At 55.8% G+C, this 16,515-nt stretch carries 14 protein-coding genes and 2 pseudogenes; 13 read left to right on the plus strand and 3 right to left on the minus strand.

Translation table 11 applies throughout. From position 1 onward, the window contains the following. The first annotated feature begins 8 nt into the window (after positions 1-8). The 3 genes from ACZ1G7_RS12335 to mutT are packed head-to-tail and all read left to right on the plus strand — an operon-like array spanning position 9 to position 2,497. Complete coding sequence (locus ACZ1G7_RS12335) at positions 9-848, plus strand: peptidylprolyl isomerase (RefSeq protein WP_472659691.1); 840 nt, start codon at positions 9-11, stop codon at positions 846-848. Between the two features lie 21 nt (positions 849-869). Continuing rightward, the gene (argJ, locus tag ACZ1G7_RS12340; protein ID WP_472659692.1) at positions 870-2,102 is read left to right on the plus strand and encodes a bifunctional glutamate N-acetyltransferase/amino-acid acetyltransferase ArgJ; all 1,233 of its coding nucleotides are present in this window, start codon (positions 870-872) and stop codon (positions 2,100-2,102) included. Next, entirely contained in the window at positions 2,099-2,497 is a 399-nt protein-coding gene (gene mutT, locus ACZ1G7_RS12345; protein WP_472659693.1) for an 8-oxo-dGTP diphosphatase MutT, read from the plus strand. The genes argJ and mutT overlap by 4 nt, the downstream gene beginning before the upstream one ends. Positions 2,498-2,722: 225 nt before the next feature. Here the strand turns inward: mutT and hemH are convergent, their stop codons facing one another. After that, the gene (gene hemH / locus ACZ1G7_RS12350) at positions 2,723-3,778 is read right to left on the minus strand and encodes a ferrochelatase (RefSeq protein WP_472659694.1); all 1,056 of its coding nucleotides are present in this window, start codon (positions 3,776-3,778) and stop codon (positions 2,723-2,725) included. Next, entirely contained in the window at positions 3,778-4,620 is an 843-nt protein-coding gene (locus ACZ1G7_RS12355; RefSeq protein ID WP_472659695.1) for a methyltransferase domain-containing protein, read from the minus strand. The genes hemH and ACZ1G7_RS12355 overlap by 1 nt, the downstream gene beginning before the upstream one ends. 49 nt (positions 4,621-4,669) lie before the next feature. Here ACZ1G7_RS12355 and ACZ1G7_RS12360 point away from each other — a divergent pair, with 49 nt between their 5' ends. The 4 genes from ACZ1G7_RS12360 to ACZ1G7_RS12375 are packed head-to-tail and all read left to right on the plus strand — an operon-like array spanning position 4,670 to position 6,955. Then, the gene (locus ACZ1G7_RS12360) at positions 4,670-5,383 is read left to right on the plus strand and encodes a ComF family protein (RefSeq protein ID WP_472659696.1); all 714 of its coding nucleotides are present in this window, start codon (positions 4,670-4,672) and stop codon (positions 5,381-5,383) included. A 35-nt stretch (positions 5,384-5,418) separates the two neighbouring features. Further along, positions 5,419-5,673 (plus strand): glutaredoxin 3, encoded by a 255-nt coding sequence (grxC, locus tag ACZ1G7_RS12365; protein ID WP_472659697.1) that lies wholly within the window; start codon positions 5,419-5,421, stop codon positions 5,671-5,673. Beyond that, entirely contained in the window at positions 5,674-6,510 is an 837-nt protein-coding gene (locus tag ACZ1G7_RS12370; protein WP_472659698.1) for a carbon-nitrogen hydrolase family protein, read from the plus strand. It begins immediately after the preceding gene. Then, positions 6,503-6,955, plus strand: coding sequence for a MarR family winged helix-turn-helix transcriptional regulator (locus ACZ1G7_RS12375; RefSeq protein ID WP_472659699.1), 453 nt, complete (start codon positions 6,503-6,505; stop codon positions 6,953-6,955). The genes ACZ1G7_RS12370 and ACZ1G7_RS12375 overlap by 8 nt, the downstream gene beginning before the upstream one ends. On the opposite strand, the pseudogene ubiG reads toward ACZ1G7_RS12375, so the two are convergent. Further along, positions 6,952-7,688 (minus strand): annotated as a pseudogene (gene ubiG, locus ACZ1G7_RS12380) (bifunctional 2-polyprenyl-6-hydroxyphenol methylase/3-demethylubiquinol 3-O-methyltransferase UbiG). The gene ACZ1G7_RS12375 and the pseudogene ubiG overlap by 4 nt on opposite strands. A 54-nt stretch (positions 7,689-7,742) precedes the next feature. On the opposite strand from ubiG, the gene pip reads away from it, so the two are divergent. The 6 genes and pseudogenes from pip to ACZ1G7_RS12410 all read left to right on the plus strand — a co-directional run bounded on the left by pip (position 7,743) and on the right by ACZ1G7_RS12410 (position 16,464). Next, entirely contained in the window at positions 7,743-8,708 is a 966-nt protein-coding gene (pip, locus tag ACZ1G7_RS12385) for a prolyl aminopeptidase (RefSeq protein WP_472659700.1), read from the plus strand. Positions 8,709-8,829: 121 nt separating this feature from the next. Continuing rightward, positions 8,830-9,831, plus strand: coding sequence for an ABC transporter permease (locus tag ACZ1G7_RS12390; RefSeq protein WP_472659701.1), 1,002 nt, complete (start codon positions 8,830-8,832; stop codon positions 9,829-9,831). Then, positions 9,828-11,025 (plus strand): annotated as a pseudogene (locus tag ACZ1G7_RS12395) (ABC transporter permease). The gene ACZ1G7_RS12390 and the pseudogene ACZ1G7_RS12395 overlap by 4 nt, the downstream one beginning before the upstream one ends. 10 nt (positions 11,026-11,035) lie before the next feature. Beyond that, entirely contained in the window at positions 11,036-12,682 is a 1,647-nt protein-coding gene (locus ACZ1G7_RS12400) for an ABC transporter ATP-binding protein (RefSeq protein WP_472659702.1), read from the plus strand. 75 nt (positions 12,683-12,757) lie between these two features. Next, positions 12,758-14,299 carry an ABC transporter substrate-binding protein gene (locus tag ACZ1G7_RS12405; RefSeq protein WP_472659703.1) on the plus strand — a complete coding sequence of 514 codons (1,542 nt, stop codon included), beginning with the start codon at positions 12,758-12,760 and terminating at the stop codon, positions 14,297-14,299. A gap of 116 nt (positions 14,300-14,415) precedes the next feature. Further along, entirely contained in the window at positions 14,416-16,464 is a 2,049-nt protein-coding gene (locus ACZ1G7_RS12410; RefSeq protein ID WP_472659704.1) for a DEAD/DEAH box helicase, read from the plus strand. Positions 16,465-16,515 lie beyond the last annotated feature (51 nt).

Genomic DNA, 16,515 nt, shown 5'->3' on the forward strand with positions numbered 1-16,515 from the left:
CAAGATTAATGGGCAAATTCACTACACTTCTGCGTGCCACCGGCCTTGCCGTCACTGTCGCGATGCCTGCCGCCGCGCAGGACGCGGGCACCGTTCTGGCCAACGTGAACGGCAAGGACATTACCGTCGGCCATGTGATCGCGCTGACCGAACGGTTGCCAGCGCAATATGCAGAGCTCGACGACCAAGTGCTGTTTGACGGCATACTGGATCAGTTGATCCAACAAGCCGCACTTGCGGATCAAGTTCGAGACAGCACAGAGCCCGCAGTAACCCTGGCGCTGGAAAACGAAGTGAACGCATTCCTATCGAGTTCTTTCTTGGCACGCGAAGGCAGCGCCGACCTCCCAGAAGCCGAGGTCCAAGCTGCCTATGACGCACGGTTCGCCGAGTTTGTGCCTGAAGAACAGTTTTCTGCCGCGCATATTCTTGTCGAGACCGAAGAAGAGGCGCTGGAAATTGTCGGAATGCTCGAAGGCGGCGCAGATTTTGCGACATTGGCGAAAGAACGTTCCACCGGTCCTTCCGGCCCACGCGGCGGCGATCTGGGCTGGTTTGGCAAAGGTCAAATGGTGCCTGCTTTTGAGAACGCAGTGCTTTCTCTGGAGAATGGCACATTCTCGCCGCCTGTAGAGACGCAATTCGGCTGGCACGTTGTTAAGCGCAATGACAGCCGCAACACGGCTGCACCTAGCTTGGACGACGTACGCGAGTCGATTGAAAACGAACTTCGTTCCATGGCACTGACAGCGACAATCGACCGGGTTGTAGAGGAAGCGGATGTATCGCGGACCGTTGTAGAGATTGATCCTTCCATCATTCGCAATGTAGACCTCCTGTCGGAATAATCTGACCAAGGAGCCTGCTGCATGGCTACGATCACCGACCTGTCCCCGCTTGCGCCAGCTGGCGGGTTCCCAAACCTGCCAGCCGTTGACGGCATCCGCTTTGCGACTTATGCGGCGGGCGTCAAATATCGGGGCCGTACAGATGTGATGCTTGCGGAGGTCTGCGCGGGTGCTTCTGTAGCAGGCGTGTTCACGCGCTCTTCAACGCGGTCAGCGCCAGTTCTGGATTGCCAAGCCAAGTTGGGAAAGGTCATCGAGCCGAAGGCCGGATTTGGCATTCTGGTCAATTCTGGAAATTCGAATGCGTTCACGGGTCGAGCTGGAATAGAGTCTGTTTCAGCCATAACTGAGGCCGTTTCGCAAAAGATGTCGATCCCGCTTGAACATGTCTACACCAGTTCTACCGGCGTGATCGGGGAACCGTTGCCGCATGATAGGGTTGTTGATGTCCTCGATCAATTAACAACCAGTCTTGAGGCATCGGCTATTAAAGCTGCGGCCCATGCGATCATGACAACTGACACGTTCGCCAAGGGTAGCAGCGCCCATGTTCTCATAAACGGCGAAACAGTGACGATCACGGGGATTGCAAAAGGCTCAGGCATGATCGCGCCAGACATGGCGACGATGCTGGTCTACATTTTCACCGACGCGAAGATCGCGCAGGCTGATCTGCAGGCAATGGTGTCGCGCTTGAATGAGACAAGCTTCAACGCGATCACCGTGGACAGCGACACCTCTACGTCCGACACGCTTTTGGCTGTGGCGACGGGCAAAGGTGCTGATGTGACAGGTAGCGAAGCGTTTGAGGCCGGATTGTACTCAGTCATGATGGATTTGGCGCATCAAGTCGTTCGCGACGGCGAAGGTGCCACAAAATTTGTTGAGATTTCAGTGACGGGCGCTGCCACGCAATCAGACGCGAAACGCGTGGCGATGTCCTGCGCGAACTCTCCCTTAGTGAAAACAGCAATTGCGGGCGAGGATGCAAACTGGGGCCGCATCGTTATGGCGGTGGGGAAATCCGGTGCGCAAGCGGATCGCGACCTTCTGAGCATTTCCTTTGGCGATATTTTGGTTGCCGACAAAGGGTGGCGCGCTCCCGGGTATTCGGAGGAAGCCGCCAGCGCCTATATGAAAAGAGATCATATCCAGATCACTGTTGACTTAGGATTGGGCAATCGGCGGTTTACCGCTTGGACCTGCGACCTGACTCATGGCTACATTTCCATCAATGCAGACTACCGCTCATGAAGGTCATTTTGGTCTCCGCCGTCGCCCTGATCGACATCGACGGACGCATCTTGCTGGCCCAACGGCCCGAGGGGAAATCGATGGCAGGACTTTGGGAATTTCCAGGCGGGAAAGTGGAAGCGGGCGAAAGCCCGGAAACTGCTTTGATACGGGAATTAAACGAAGAATTGGGCATCGACACCTGGGAAAGCTGCCTCGCACCCCTGACATTCGCCAGCCACGCCTATGAAGATTTTCATCTGTTGATGCCGCTTTTCGCCTGCCGAAAATGGCACGGGACGCCGCAGCCGAAAGAGGGCCAAACTCTCAAGTGGGTTCGCGTCTCAGACCTGCGTGACTATCCGATGCCGCCTGCGGATATCCCGCTCATTGCAATGTTACGTGATTTGATCTGATTCTATGCAAAAAAACCTCTGGCCTTCCAAAAATGTGGCGTTATTTTGACAGATACTCTTTTGGGGGAAAGACACCATGCTAAAAACTGTGACCATAGGGTCTTGTGTGTCGATTCAAGGTATTTTTGTTAAAGCTCTGTCGGACGGACGCATTTGCATTCGCGTAGGCGAGCAGCTCTTTCAAGGGCGGCCGGTAACAGCCGGATAAAAGATTAAAGGCTGGGTCTACGCGATCCAGCCTTTTACATTTTCTGTGATCACTTCAGACAACGCAGCAATATGCGCCGGTTGATCGTTGAGGCACGGAATATAGGTGAAGTCCTCACCGCCCGCTTCCTCAAAGCTTTCCTTTATCTCCTCGTTGATCTCTTCGAGCGTTTCGATGCAATCAGCCGAAAACGCCGGCGCAATGACCGCGATCCGCTTGCGGCCCGCTTCGGCAAGGCGTGCAACCTCTTCGACTGTGTAGGGTTGCAGCCATTCTTCCGGTCCAAACTTGGATTGGAATGTTGTACGAATTGATCCCTCGTCCCAGCCCAACCGCTCGCGCAGCAGGCGCGACGTTTTCTGGCATTGGCAATGATAGGGATCACCTTCCATCAGATAACGCTTAGGCACCCCATGGTAGGAGGTCACAAGGATGTCGGGCTTGTGTTCGAGCTTTTCGTAGGCCTCCTCAACGGAGCGGGCAAGCGCGTCGATATAGCTTGGATGCTCATAATATGCGGGAACCGTGCGCACAGAGGGTTGCCATTTTTCTTCCATCAAAGCGCGGAAAAATTGATCATTTGCGGTCGCAGATGTTGCACCTGCGTAGTGCGGGTAGAGGGGGAAGAACAGGATGCGGTCGCACCCCTGCTCTACCAGCTCACGGACCTTGGATTTTGTTGACGGGTTGCCGTAGCGCATACAGAAATCAACGACAACTTTGTCGCCGAATTGCTTGTGCATTTGCTCTTTGATCGCAGCTGTCTGGTCCTTGGTAATGGTCAGCAACGGGCTTTCGCCGGCCTCATGGTTCCAGATAGATTTATAGGCTGCACCGCTAGAAAACGGGCGTTTTGTCAGGATGATGCCCTGCAGCAACGGCTGCCAAAGCCAGGCTGAATAGTCGACCACACGCTTGTCTGACAGAAATTCGCTGAGATAGCGGCGCATCGGCCAATAGGTATAATCATCCGGCGTGCCTAGATTGGCTAGCAAGATGCCAACCTTGCCAAACCGCACCTTTGGGTGATCGACATCAGCATGTGGGAGGTCAGTAAAGGCGCCGTCTTTCATCAAATATCTCTTTCGTCAGTCTTGAGCGGTCGGGCGTCTTCACCCATTTCGACGGTCTTGAGCGCGTCGGCGAGGCGCGCCTTGGCGGACCCGGGTTTCAGCGGTTTTTGTTGGCTGTGATCCGGCGCCCAGCCTGTCAGATAGAGCAACTCGAAGGTCGCGACCACCCTATCGCCCAACCTGGGATAAAGTGTCGCCATTTGGTCAAACATAGCGCGCCGGACAAACCGTTTGTCGCGGGCGGCCATGGCATTTGTTTCGCCCATCGCGCGCAGATCCTGCATCAATGCCAAAGGCGTCGCGTAGCTGACGGCGCGCGGATCGGCATCGGCCACTGGCAGCGCAAACCCTGCGCGTTGCAGCAGTGCGCCTGCATCGCGGATATCAACCATGGGCGAGATGCGCGGCGAAAGCCCACCGGTGACCGCAACTTCAGCCTCACTGATCGCTCCACGCAGCTCTGTCAGGGTTTGCCCGCCTAACATCGTGACCAGCAGCAAACCATCCGGCTTCAGCGCTCGTTGGCACTGCACCAACTGGCCGACCGGATCATTGGCCTGATGCAGGCACATGGCGTGAATCACTAGATCAAAGCTTTGCACGGGCAGATCAAGCGTATCGTCATCCGTAACGACAACCGCACTAGGGAATTCAGCTTGCCAGAAATCACAAAAACCAGTGACGATCGCTAGCTTGGTAAACGTCCTGTTAATGTCTTTCAGTCTTTCCTTTAGCTCAACCGCTGCTTCCGCATGCAAAAACAACGCGGCACCTCCGGCCTGCGCACGTGAACGACGCGCCAGCAGGGCCTTGCGGTCAAAAAGAAGGGGCGGGGTGGACATTGCTGCCTCGCAGTTGAATTGGTCAGGTACTTAAGTCTCGGGAGAGCGAATGCAAACCGTCTTAAAGCTGCTTTACCCATCACAATGTCTGACATGTGGCGAGTTGGTCGAAGAAGACGGTGCGTTGTGCGGAACCTGCTGGCGAGACGCCAGCTTCATTCGGGGCGCAAAATGCAGTCAATGCGGCGTCCCTTTGCCGGGCGAAGAAGATGGGGCGCAACTGCGCTGCGACGATTGCATCCGCATTGCGCGACCCTGGGAACGCGGAGCGGCAGCATTGATGTACAGTGGTACAGGGCGGCGCGTCGTTATGGCGCTCAAATATGGCGACCGGACGGATTTGGCCGCACCGGCCGCAAAGTGGATGATTGCGGCATTACCTGATATTGCGCCGGAAAGCGTTGTCGTACCGGTCCCACTGCATTGGCGGCGATTTCTGAAACGGCGCTACAATCAGGCCGCGATTTTGGCGTGCGAGATCGCAAAACAAGCCAAGCTAGACTATGTTCCTGACGCGTTGCACCGCCCAAAGCCAACCAAACCACTGGACGGGCACACGCGTGAAGCAAGGTTCATCGTCTTGCAAGATGCGATCCACGCAAACCCTAAGCACGCGGCCTCTCTCGCCGGAAAATCGGTGGTGTTGGTGGACGATGTCATGACCTCGGGCGCAACGCTGGCGGCGTGCACCGAATCTTGCCACCAAGCCGGGGCCGATCACGTTGATGTGCTGACACTGGCGCGCGTTGCGAAGGATGCGTAAATCCCTATGATCGCGCCAGATCGAAAGGATACCCCATGGCTAAAGTTGAAATCTACACCTCACCGCTTTGCGGCTTTTGCCATGCGGCCAAACGGCTTTTGAAGTCAAAGAACGTTAAATTTGAAGAAACCAACGTTGCGTTGAACCCGGGCGAGAAAGCCAAAATGATCCAGCGCGCAAATGGTGGGCGCACCGTGCCACAAATCTTTATTGATGGGACCCATGTGGGTGGCTGTGATGACCTTTACGCGTTGGAGCAAGCGGGAAAACTAGACCCTATGTTGGCCTAAATGACCCGTGTTGGCCTGATCCAGCTTAATAGCAGCGATAGGCCTTCCGAGAATTTGAAAGCTATGCTGGACGGCATTGATCAAGCCGTAGCCGATGGGGCGGACTTTGTTCTTACGCCAGAAGTCTCCAATTGTCTGTCGCTCAGCCGGACACATCAGAACAAGGTTTTGGCGCTCGAAGAAGACGACCTGTCGCTTCCCACTCTGCGCGAAGCCGCGAAAAAGCATGGGCTTTGGCTGCTTATCGGCTCGCTTGGGGTGAAAACCGGAGATACAGACGGTCGATTTGCCAATCGCAGCCTGATGATTTCGCCCAAGGGCACCGTCGCTGCGCGCTACGACAAGATCCACATGTTCGACGTTCAGGTCAGCCCGACCGAAACATTCAAAGAATCGGATGGCTACCGCCCGGGTACGGCGACCAGTTTGGTGCAGACCGACTTCGCCAAGATTGGGATGACCATCTGCTACGACGTCCGTTTTGCCCATCTTTACCGGGCATTGGCGCAAGCCGGTGCGGAAATAATCACCGTGCCCGCTGCGTTCTCGCCCGTTACCGGGGCCGCGCATTGGCATGTTTTGCTGCGCGCCCGCGCGATTGAGACCGGGTGCTTTGTGATCGCGCCTGCCCAGACCGGACAACATAATGGGCGCAGCACCTATGGACATTCACTGGTTGTCGCGCCCTGGGGTGAAGTCCTGTTGGATATGGGGACTGACCCCGGCGTTGCATGCGTCGATATTGACCTAAGCACCGTTCAAGACGCGCGACGCCGTGTCCCGTCACTTTCACATGACAGAGCGTTCGAACCACCTATACTGCGCGGCGATGAGTGACACGAAGACATCAAATGACCCATTGGCCACGGCGCTGTTTTCAGAGCTGTTCATGGCCGACCAATTGGCGCGCAATCGTTTAAGCCGCGCATTGCCCAAAGGTATGGAGCTTTCGCATTTTTCTGTGTTGAACCATCTCGCGCATGTTGACGCGCCACGCAGCCCTGCGCGTTTGGCTGAGGTGTTTCACCTAACCCGGGGCGCAATGACAAATACACTGCATAAGTTGGAATGGGCCGGGCACATTCATGTCAGTCCCGATTGGGACGATGCGCGCCGCAAGCAGGTTGTCATCAGCCCAGCCGGAAGGTCAGCCCGCGACGCTGCATTGGCAGCCATCACGCCGCTGATCGCGGAAATCGTAGAAGCCGTCGGCAGCGATCAGATCAAAGCTACACTACCAATCCTGCGCCAAATCCGCGTGCGGTTAGGCAAGTCCGACTAAGCAGGTTTCACGCTTGCGGTGGTGTAGTTCACCGACAGGTCACGTTCAGACAATGACCAGCTCCAAGCGATTGGGTTAAAGACGAAGCCGGTCCGGTCAACAGGGTCTAACCCGGCGTTTTTCAGCAAATCGAACAGCTCGTCGGGGGTAATGAATTTGCTCCATTCATGCGTGCCCTTCGGCAACCAACGCATGACATGCTCAGCCCCGATGATGGCCATAAGATAGCTTTTGGGGTTCCGGTTAATGGTCGAGCAGATCATGATCCCCCCGGTTTCAAAAGCTGCTGACAAGCCGTTAGGTAGGCCAGCGGATCGGCGACATGTTCGACGACTTCCATATTCAGGATTGCATCAAACTGTTCGCCGGCTGCGGCCATAGCTTCAGCCGTGGTGTGACGGTAGTCGATCTGCAAGCCGGATTGTTCGGCGTGAACCTGCGCAACTGGGATGTTGCGCTCCGCCGCATCGGCGCCCACGACATCGGCACCAAGGCGCGCCATAGGTTCGGACAACAACCCACCGCCGCAGCCGATATCAAGGATGCGTAAACCCGCAAAAGCGTTGCGGGTTTTAAGGTCACGGTCGAACTCCGCCGCAATTTGGCTGGTGATGTAATCCAACCTGCATGGGTTGAGCATATGAAGTGGCTTAAACTTGCCATTTACGTCCCACCATTCGGCGGCCATCGCCTCAAATTTGGCAATCTCTCCTGCGTCAACAGTTGTCGTCATCTGTATCCTCTTTTCGGCATGGTTTCGCCGCGCTTGGTAGTTATATAGTGCGTTATGGACAGAACCGCAGGACAAAACCGCGCAGCCGCGCATCTTTACCCGGCCCTTGAGCCGTTCGACCAGCGCATGCTGTCAGTGGGCGACGGGCACCGCATTTATGTGGAGCAATGCGGCAACCCGGATGGGCAACCTGTAGTCGTTTTGCATGGTGGACCGGGCGGCGGTTGCAGCCCTGCCATGCGGCGTTATTTCGACCCTACACACTACCGGATCATCCTGTTTGATCAGCGTGGCTGTGGCCGGTCTCGCCCACATGCTTCGATTGAAAACAACACGACCTGGCATCTCGTACGCGATACCGAGACGATCCGCGAAGGGCTCGATATCGATGATTGGATCGTTTTTGGCGGCAGCTGGGGCGCCACACTTGCCTTGATCTACGCCGAAACGCATCCCGACCGGGTTTCCCACTTGATCCTGCGCGGTGTCTTTTTGATGACCAAACGAGAGCTCGACTGGTTCTATGGCGGCGGCGCCGGGCAGTTTTTCCCGGAACGTTGGGCAGAATTCGTCAAACTGGTCCCCGAGGATGAGCACCAAGATCTGATCGCGGCCTATGCGCGACGTCTGTTTTCCGGCGACATGCAGCAAGAGATACGGTTTGCACGCAGCTGGGCAGGGTGGGAAAATTCGCTGGCGGCAATGCACGTTCGCAGTTCAGGCGACAGCCCCTCGGACTATGCGCGCGCCTTTGCCCGTCTGGAAAACCATTACTTCGTTAATCAAGGATGGCTCGAGACCGACAATGCGATTCTTGAAAATCGAGCCGCAATTGAGCATATCCCCGCGTCGATTGTTCAAGGCCGCTACGACATGATCTGCCCACCGCAATCCGCCTACGCGCTCGCACAAGGATGGGAAAAAGCCACGTTGAGCATGGTGCCAGCAGCAGGGCATGCACTGTCCGAACCAGGAATTACTGCCGAGTTGGTACGTATTACAAATATGCTGCGTGGATAAAATAAGGGGTTTGACCCCAAAATTGAGATTTAATGACTCCAGTTTAGGGGCTTAGGGTTTACAGCCGCCACTCACCCGTTACCCTAGTGGCTCAGGGACATACGGGGGCATTTGCGAACACGTGTCAGGAATACTGAGAATTATTGTGCAGCGTTTGCTGCTGGGTCTGGTGACCCTATTCGTCGTTTCCATCATCATCTTTGTTGCGGTCAACGCGCTTCCGGGTGATTTCGCGGAAGCAATCCTGGGGCAAGGCGCAACGCCGGAGGCTGTTAACGCTATACGGGAACAACTTGGCCTCAACCAAAATGCTGTGTCTCGCTATATAACTTGGCTTGGTGGCGTTCTACGCGGTGATTTGGGCGTTCCGCTCAGCCAGGCCTTGTTTGCAGGGAACTTTGGCACCACAGCGACCGGTCCCGACGTAATCACCGTTGTTGATCAGATCATCCCAAAGCTGAAAAACACCTTCTTCCTTGCCGGTGTGAGCGCAGCAATCGCGGTGCCTTTGGCCGTGACACTTGGCATTTTGACTGCGCTGTATCGCAACAGCGCCTTTGACCGTGCTATGAATGTCTCAACGCTTTCTGCGATTTCCAGCCCAGAATTCTTCATCGCATATGTGTTGATCCTTTTCCTTGCCGTGTTGAACCCGATCTTCCCATCACTGTCGAATGTGTTTGAAGGGATGGAATTCTCGGAACGCTTGAATCGCACTATGTTGCCCGCGCTGACTTTGACGCTAGCCGTGACCGCACAAATGATGAGGATGACACGTGCTGCGATCATCAACCTTCTGGCATCACCTTATATTGAGATGGCGCGCCTGAAAGGACTCAGCCCGATGCGGGTGATCGTGAAACACGCACTGCCAAACGCACTGGCCCCAATTATTACCGTGATCGCGCTAAACCTTGCCTTCCTTGTTACTGGGGTCGTCGTGGTCGAAGTGGTCTTTGTCTATCCCGGCATCGGACAGTATTTCGTCGATAGCGTCAAAATTCGCGACATCCCTGCTGTGCAAGCCTGCTGTCTGCTCTTTGCCGCTGTCTACATCTTGCTTAACCTCACCGCTGACATCCTTTCGATTGTCTCCAACCCACGTCTGAGGCACCCGAAATGACTTTGATTTATCTCATCTTAGCAGCGATCGTTCTGGCAGGCATTGCCTATGTCTTCCGCATGGGTGGGCGATCCGCCACTTCCAATGCGCCGTTCTTCCGTGACATGCCCTTCGGCGTTGCATACGGATATGTTTTTGCGGCCGTCCTTTTGGTTTTTGGGGCTTGGCTTTTCGTTCAACCACAAAACGTGGATGGCGTGCCGCAAGCCGGCGTGATGTTCTTCCGCTGGGCGGTTCAACTCTTCATCGTTTTCGCGATTGCTGCCTTCCTGTTCAGGCTTTTGGGTCGCAGCGTTGGGACAGAAGGTTCGAAGAAGCTGTTCCGCTCCATGCCTTTGACCGCTGCTTTTGGGATTTTGATCATTATCCTTTACGCCGTCGTTTCGATTTTCGCCGGGGCCATCGCGCCTTATGGACAAGAAGAAGTCCTTGGCAACGCCAATGTCGTGCCTGGTGGCAACGTCGCCATGGGCGGCAATCCGGATTACCCACTTGGTACCGACCAAATTGGCCGCGATATCTTATCCCGCCTGATCTTTGGGGCACAAAACACGGTTGGCATCGCATTTGTCACCACATGCTTAGCCTTCCTCATCGGCGGTTCACTGGGATTTCTGGCGGCGACGCTGGGCGGCTGGCTTGACCAGCTTCTGTCGCGCGCAGTTGACGCTCTGATGGCAATTCCGGCTTTGATCTTCGCTTTGTTGCTGATCACAATTGCCACGGCTTGGGCCGGATCGGCTTCGTGGCAAGTTACGATTTACATGATCATCATTATCGCAGTCATCGATCTCGACCCGCGTATTTCGATTGTCGCGCGCTGTTGGCCTAAACATCGTCGTAATGGACTACATTGAGGCCGCGAAATTGCGTGGCGAAGGTTTGGGTTATCTTATCTTCCGCGAGATGCTTCCAAACGCGTATGCACCACTTCTGGCCGAATTCGGGCTACGGTTTTGCTTTGTGTTTCTCACCATCGCATCACTGTCCTTCCTCGGCGTCGGTATCCAGCCGCCGTTGGCTGACTGGGGCACAATGGTGCGCGACCTTGCACAGTTCATCAACTTCGCAGCCTTCGCACCAAATGTGGCCTTGGCTCCATTGCTCGCAGCAAGCGCAATCGCGCTTCTGACCGTGGCCGTGAACTTTGTGGTGGACTGGATGCTGCATAAATCTTCGGGCCTGAAAGAGTGAGGACACAAGAATGAGCGAACCGCTTCTCAAAATTCGTGGCCTCAAGATAGAAGGTCGTTCAGACGAGACCTGGAACCCAATCATCAAGGGCGTCGATCTTGACCTGAACAAGGGCGAAGTCATCGGTATGATCGGCGAATCCGGTGCCGGTAAATCCACTATTGGGCTCGCATCGATGGGGTTCACCCGGGACGGTGTGCGCATTTCAGAAGGGTCTGTTGTCTTTGACGGCGTCGATCTGGTGACTGCCTCGGCCGCCGACAAGCGCGCGCTACTTGGAAGCCGCATTGCATATGTCGCACAATCTGCCGCCGCCAGCTTCAACCCGGCACACAAACTGATTGACCAGCACACCGAAGGCCCAACGCAGCACGGCGTTTCGGGACGTGCCGAAAGCCAGGAAGACGGGATCGAGCTTTATCGTAGGCTACGGTTGCCCAATCCGGAAGAAATTGGCTTCCGGTATCCGCATCAGGTGTCCGGCGGGCAGCTACAACGCGCGATGACCGCCATGGCCATGGCCTGCCGCCCGGATCTGATTATCTTCGACGAACCTACAACTGCGCTGGACGTTACCACCCAGATCGAGGTGCTCGCGTCTATCCGCGATATCGTGGAACAGTTCGACACTGCCGCGATTTACATCACCCATGACCTCGCTGTTGTGGCGCAGATGGCGGACAAGATTAAGGTCTTGCTCAAAGGCGACGAGGTTGAGGAAGCTGATACCCGGACCATGCTGTCACAGCCGACCGAAGAATACACCAAGTCGCTTTGGGCGGTTCGCAGCTTTGAACGCCCCGCGAAACCTTCGGTGATCACTGGCGCCACGCCTGTTGTGTCGGTCAAAAACGTCACCGCGGCATATGGAACGGTCGATGTTCTGCACGATGTCAGCTTTGACATCCATGAAGGGCGCACTGTCGCTGTGGTTGGCGAATCTGGTTCCGGAAAATCAACTACCGCGCGCTGCATCACCGGGCTTTTGCCGCCCCGCATTGGCCATATCGAATTTGATGGCAAACAGTTGCCACTGGATTACCGCCAACGCGACAAGATGCAATTGCGTCAGGCGCAGATGATCTACCAGATGGCTGATACCGCGCTTAACCCACGCAAAACCATTGGGGAAACCATTGGTCGGCCCGTCGAATTCTACCTTGGGCTCAAAGGCAAAGAAAAACGCGCCAAAGTGGACACGCTTCTTGAAGAGATTGAGCTTGAGCCAACGCAGTATTTCCACCGCCTGCCGTCAGAACTGTCGGGCGGGCAAAAACAGCGCATCGGGATCGCCCGCGCGCTTGCGGCTGAGCCCAAGTTCATCATTTGCGACGAAGTAACATCGGCCCTGGACCAGTTGGTCGCCGAGGGTATTTTGAAACTGCTCGCCAAGCTGCAAGACCAGCTAGGGCTGAGCTATATGTTTATCACGCACGATCTTGCGACTGTTCGCGCTATCTCCGACGAGGTGGTTGTGATGAAGGACGGGGTTGTCGTGGAACAAGGCGAGAAGGCGGATATGTTCCAACCGCCGCATCACCCTTATACAGATCTTCTGCTAAGCTCGGTGCCCGAAATGGACCCCGATTGGCTGGATAATCTGCTCGAACAACGCGGAGTTGATAACATCGGCGACGCAGCTGTTGATAAGATGTAACGCGAATCACTCAGAAAGAGTGACGGGACAACGGACGGGGACGCCGTCAAAAATTTACCAACTGGGAGACTATACATGTCACAAATTTCAAGACGCGGCCTGCTAAAATCAGGTATCGCAGCAGGTGTGCTTTCAGCCACCGGCATGCCTGTCATGGCACAAGCAAAACGGGGCGGCCGCCTGCGTCTGGGTTTGGCTGGCGCCAACACCTCGGACAGCTGGGATGGTCGGACGCATTCGGACAGCTTCATGATCATGTGCGCCCACGGCGCTGTGTTCGATTGCTTGACCGAAGTGGGTGCAGACGGCCAACTGAAAGGCGAATTGGCCGAAAGCTGGGAAGCCTCCGCTGACGCGAAAACCTGGACATTCAAGCTGCGCAAGGGCGTGACATTCCACTCCGGCAAGCCATTTGGTGCGGACGATGTGATCGCGTCGCTGGAAATGCACACAGCTGAAGGTGCAAAATCTGCCGCTAAGCCAATCGTTTCCGCAATCTCTGAGATGAAAAAAATCTCCGATCACGAAATCCAGATGACACTGGCAGCCGGCAACGCCGACTTTCCGTTCTTGCTCTCGGATTATCACATCCTGATGTTCCCAGCCGGCGAGATCGACGAAGCCATTGCTTCAGGCAACGGTACGGGCCTCTACACTGTTGAATCCTTCGACCCAGGTGTACGGTTTGTCGGCAAACGCTACGCAAACCACTATAAAGACGACGCGGGCTACTTCGACGAAGTCGAGGTTATCGCGATCAACGATGCTTCCGCACGGATGAACGCTCTTATGACCGGCCAGGTTGACGCCGTGAACCGAGTGGACTTCAAAACCGAAGCGCTGCTGAAAGCCAACCCGCAAATCGAAATCTTCGAAGTGACTGGCAACCAGCACTACACCTTCCCAATGCAAACAGGTCTCGATCCGTTCTCTGATCTGAAAGTGCGTCAGGCGCTGAAGCACGCTGTGAACCGTCAGGAAATGGTCGACAAGATCCTGCTGGGTCACGGTAAAGTCGCCAATGACCACCCAATCGGGCCTGCAAACCAGTACTTCGCAGCCGACTTGGCGCAAAACGACTATGATCCAGACAAAGCAGCAGCTTTGATCAAGGAAGCCGGTCTGAGCGGGTTGAACGTGGACCTGTCTGCCGCAAACGCCGCCTTCGCAGGTGCCGTTGACGCAGCGCAGCTCTATCAGAACTCCGCCAAAGCTGCGGGTATCAACATCAACGTGGTGCAAGAGCCCGATGATGGTTACTGGTCCAACGTCTGGCTGAAAAAGCCATGGTGCGCCTGCTATTGGTCCGGCCGCGCCACCGAGGACTGGATGTTCTCGACCGCCTATGAAACCGGCGTTCCTTGGAACGACACAGGCTGGGAAAATGCCCGCTTCCAAGAGCTGCTTCTGACGGCACGTGCGGAGCTCGATTCCGGCAAGCGTCGTGAGATGTACACCGAAATGCAGATGCTGATGTCCACCAATGGCGGTACAGTGGTTCCAATGTACGCGAACTATGTGGATGCGCATTCGACCAAACTGGCCAACTCCGGCACAATCGGCAACGTGTTCCAGATGGACAGCTCTCGCTTGATGGAGCGCTGGTGGTTCGCGTAAGCGATTGACAGTCGACCGAATAGAACGCCCCTTCGAAAGGAGGGGCGTTTTTCTTTGCCTATACATTCGCCCGAAAGGGGCGTAGGTGAGCCGCTTGAGTTTTCAGAAAGCCTCCCATGATCGAGACCATCGCCCGCGCGCTTGAAAAGCGCGAATACACGACCCTGACGCAGGTTCAGGAAGCTGTAACAGACCCTAATCATGCGGAAAAAGACCTTTTGGTTTCGGCGCAAACCGGGTCTGGCAAGACCGTCGGGTTCGGGTTGGCGATTGCGCCGACACTTTTAGGCACATCGGATAGATTCGACCGCCCCGCCGCACCTTTGGCATTGATCGTCGCACCAACCCGCGAACTGGCCCTTCAGGTCAAACGGGAACTCGACTGGCTTTACGAATTTGCCGGCGCAACTGTCGCATCAACCGTTGGCGGCATGGACATGCGGACCGAAAAACGTGCCCTGGAACGGGGCGCGCATATCGTGGTCGCCACCCCGGGCCGTTTGGTTGACCATATCAAACGCGGTTCTTTGGACATGTCAGACATCCGCGCCGTGGTTCTGGACGAAGCGGATGAAATGCTGGACCTCGGTTTCCGTGAGGACTTGGAATTTATCCTGTCGGAGGCCCCGGAAGAGCGGCGCACATTGATGTTTTCCGCCACAGTACCAAAAATGATCGCGCGGCTAGCCGAGAATTACCAAAAACCCGATGCCGTGCGCTTGGCCACAGCGGCAGAAAAATCCCAACACTCTGACATTGAATATCGTGCCATGCTGGTCGCCGGGAACGACCCCGAGAACGCCATTATCAATGTGTTGCGCTTCTATGAAGCGCAGAATGCGATCGTGTTTTGCAACACCCGCGCGACGGTGAACCGGCTGACGGCGCGTTTTTCGAACCGGGGTTTTCAAGTGGTGGCTCTATCAGGTGAGCTAAGCCAGAACGAACGCACCCATGCCCTACAAGCCATGCGCGACGGACGCGCACGGGTTTGTGTCGCCACCGATGTCGCCGCACGCGGGATCGATTTGCCCAATCTGGAACTGGTAGTACACGCAGAGCTGCCTAATAACGGCGAAACGCTGCTGCACCGCTCGGGCCGCACTGGGCGCGCGGGGCGCAAAGGGGTTTCCGCAATTATCGTGCCACAGCGTTGGTCGAAAAAAGCAGAGCGTTTACTGAAATTTGCCAAAGTTCAGGCCGAATGGGGTGCCGCACCAACCGCCGATGAGGTCTTGGAACGCGATCAGGAACGCATGTTCGCGGACCCATCTTTCACTGATGAACCCGCGAAAGACGAGGTCGAATTCGTCTCTAAATTGGCGGAAACCTTTACGTCCGAGCAAATCGCTGCTGCCTATTTGCGCCTTTACCGTTCGCGTCAAACCGCGCCGGAAGATTTGGCAAAACCATCAACCAAGGACGCCCCGAAACCGCGTCAAGAATTCGGTCCGTCACAGTGGTTTTCAATCTCAGTTGGTCGCGATCAGCGGGCAGAACCACGCTGGTTGCTGCCGATGCTATGCCGGATGGGTGATATCTCCAAAGACGATATCGGTGCGATCCGGGTGCAGGAAACGGAAACCTTTGTTGAGCTGAAAAAAGGCTCTGTTGCTGGATTTGAGGCCGCACTTGGCCCCAACATGGTGCTCGAAGAAGGCGCTAAAGTCACCAAACTGGACCATGTTCCTGATACTTCTGCGCGCCCGCCGCGCTTCGACAAAGGGCCAAAGCCCGGTGGCAAACCGCATGGCGGCATGGCTTCGAACCGACGCAAACCACTAAGTGACGCCGGCGATCCACGAAAAGCACCGAAAGAGCCGCGCGAGTGGAAAGAAAAGAAGCCGAAGCGCGACCCAGAAACCGTTTCTGATTTTAAGGGCAAACCTGCTGGCAAGCCGCGCTACGACGACAAGCCTAAAGGTAAGCCGAAACCGAAATATGACGCCAAGCCCGGCGGGAAACCAAGCTACGACAGCAAACCAAAACCGGCGGCCAAACCAAAACACGATGAGAAGCCGGTAGCGAAGGCGAAACCTGCCGGTAAGCCAAAGCCAAAGTTCGCAGGCGATCCGTCAAAGTCACTGCGGTCACGCGGCAAACCCAAGGCTTTCAAAGGAAAGGGTGGCGATGCGCGCCCGAAACGGCGGGGACCGTCGCGTTAATCGCAGAACGTTAACCGCTTGGCCCTTGCGGTCGGCAAAACCTTCCCCTAT

Source organism: Litoreibacter sp. JB4-2 (assembly GCF_055693445.1).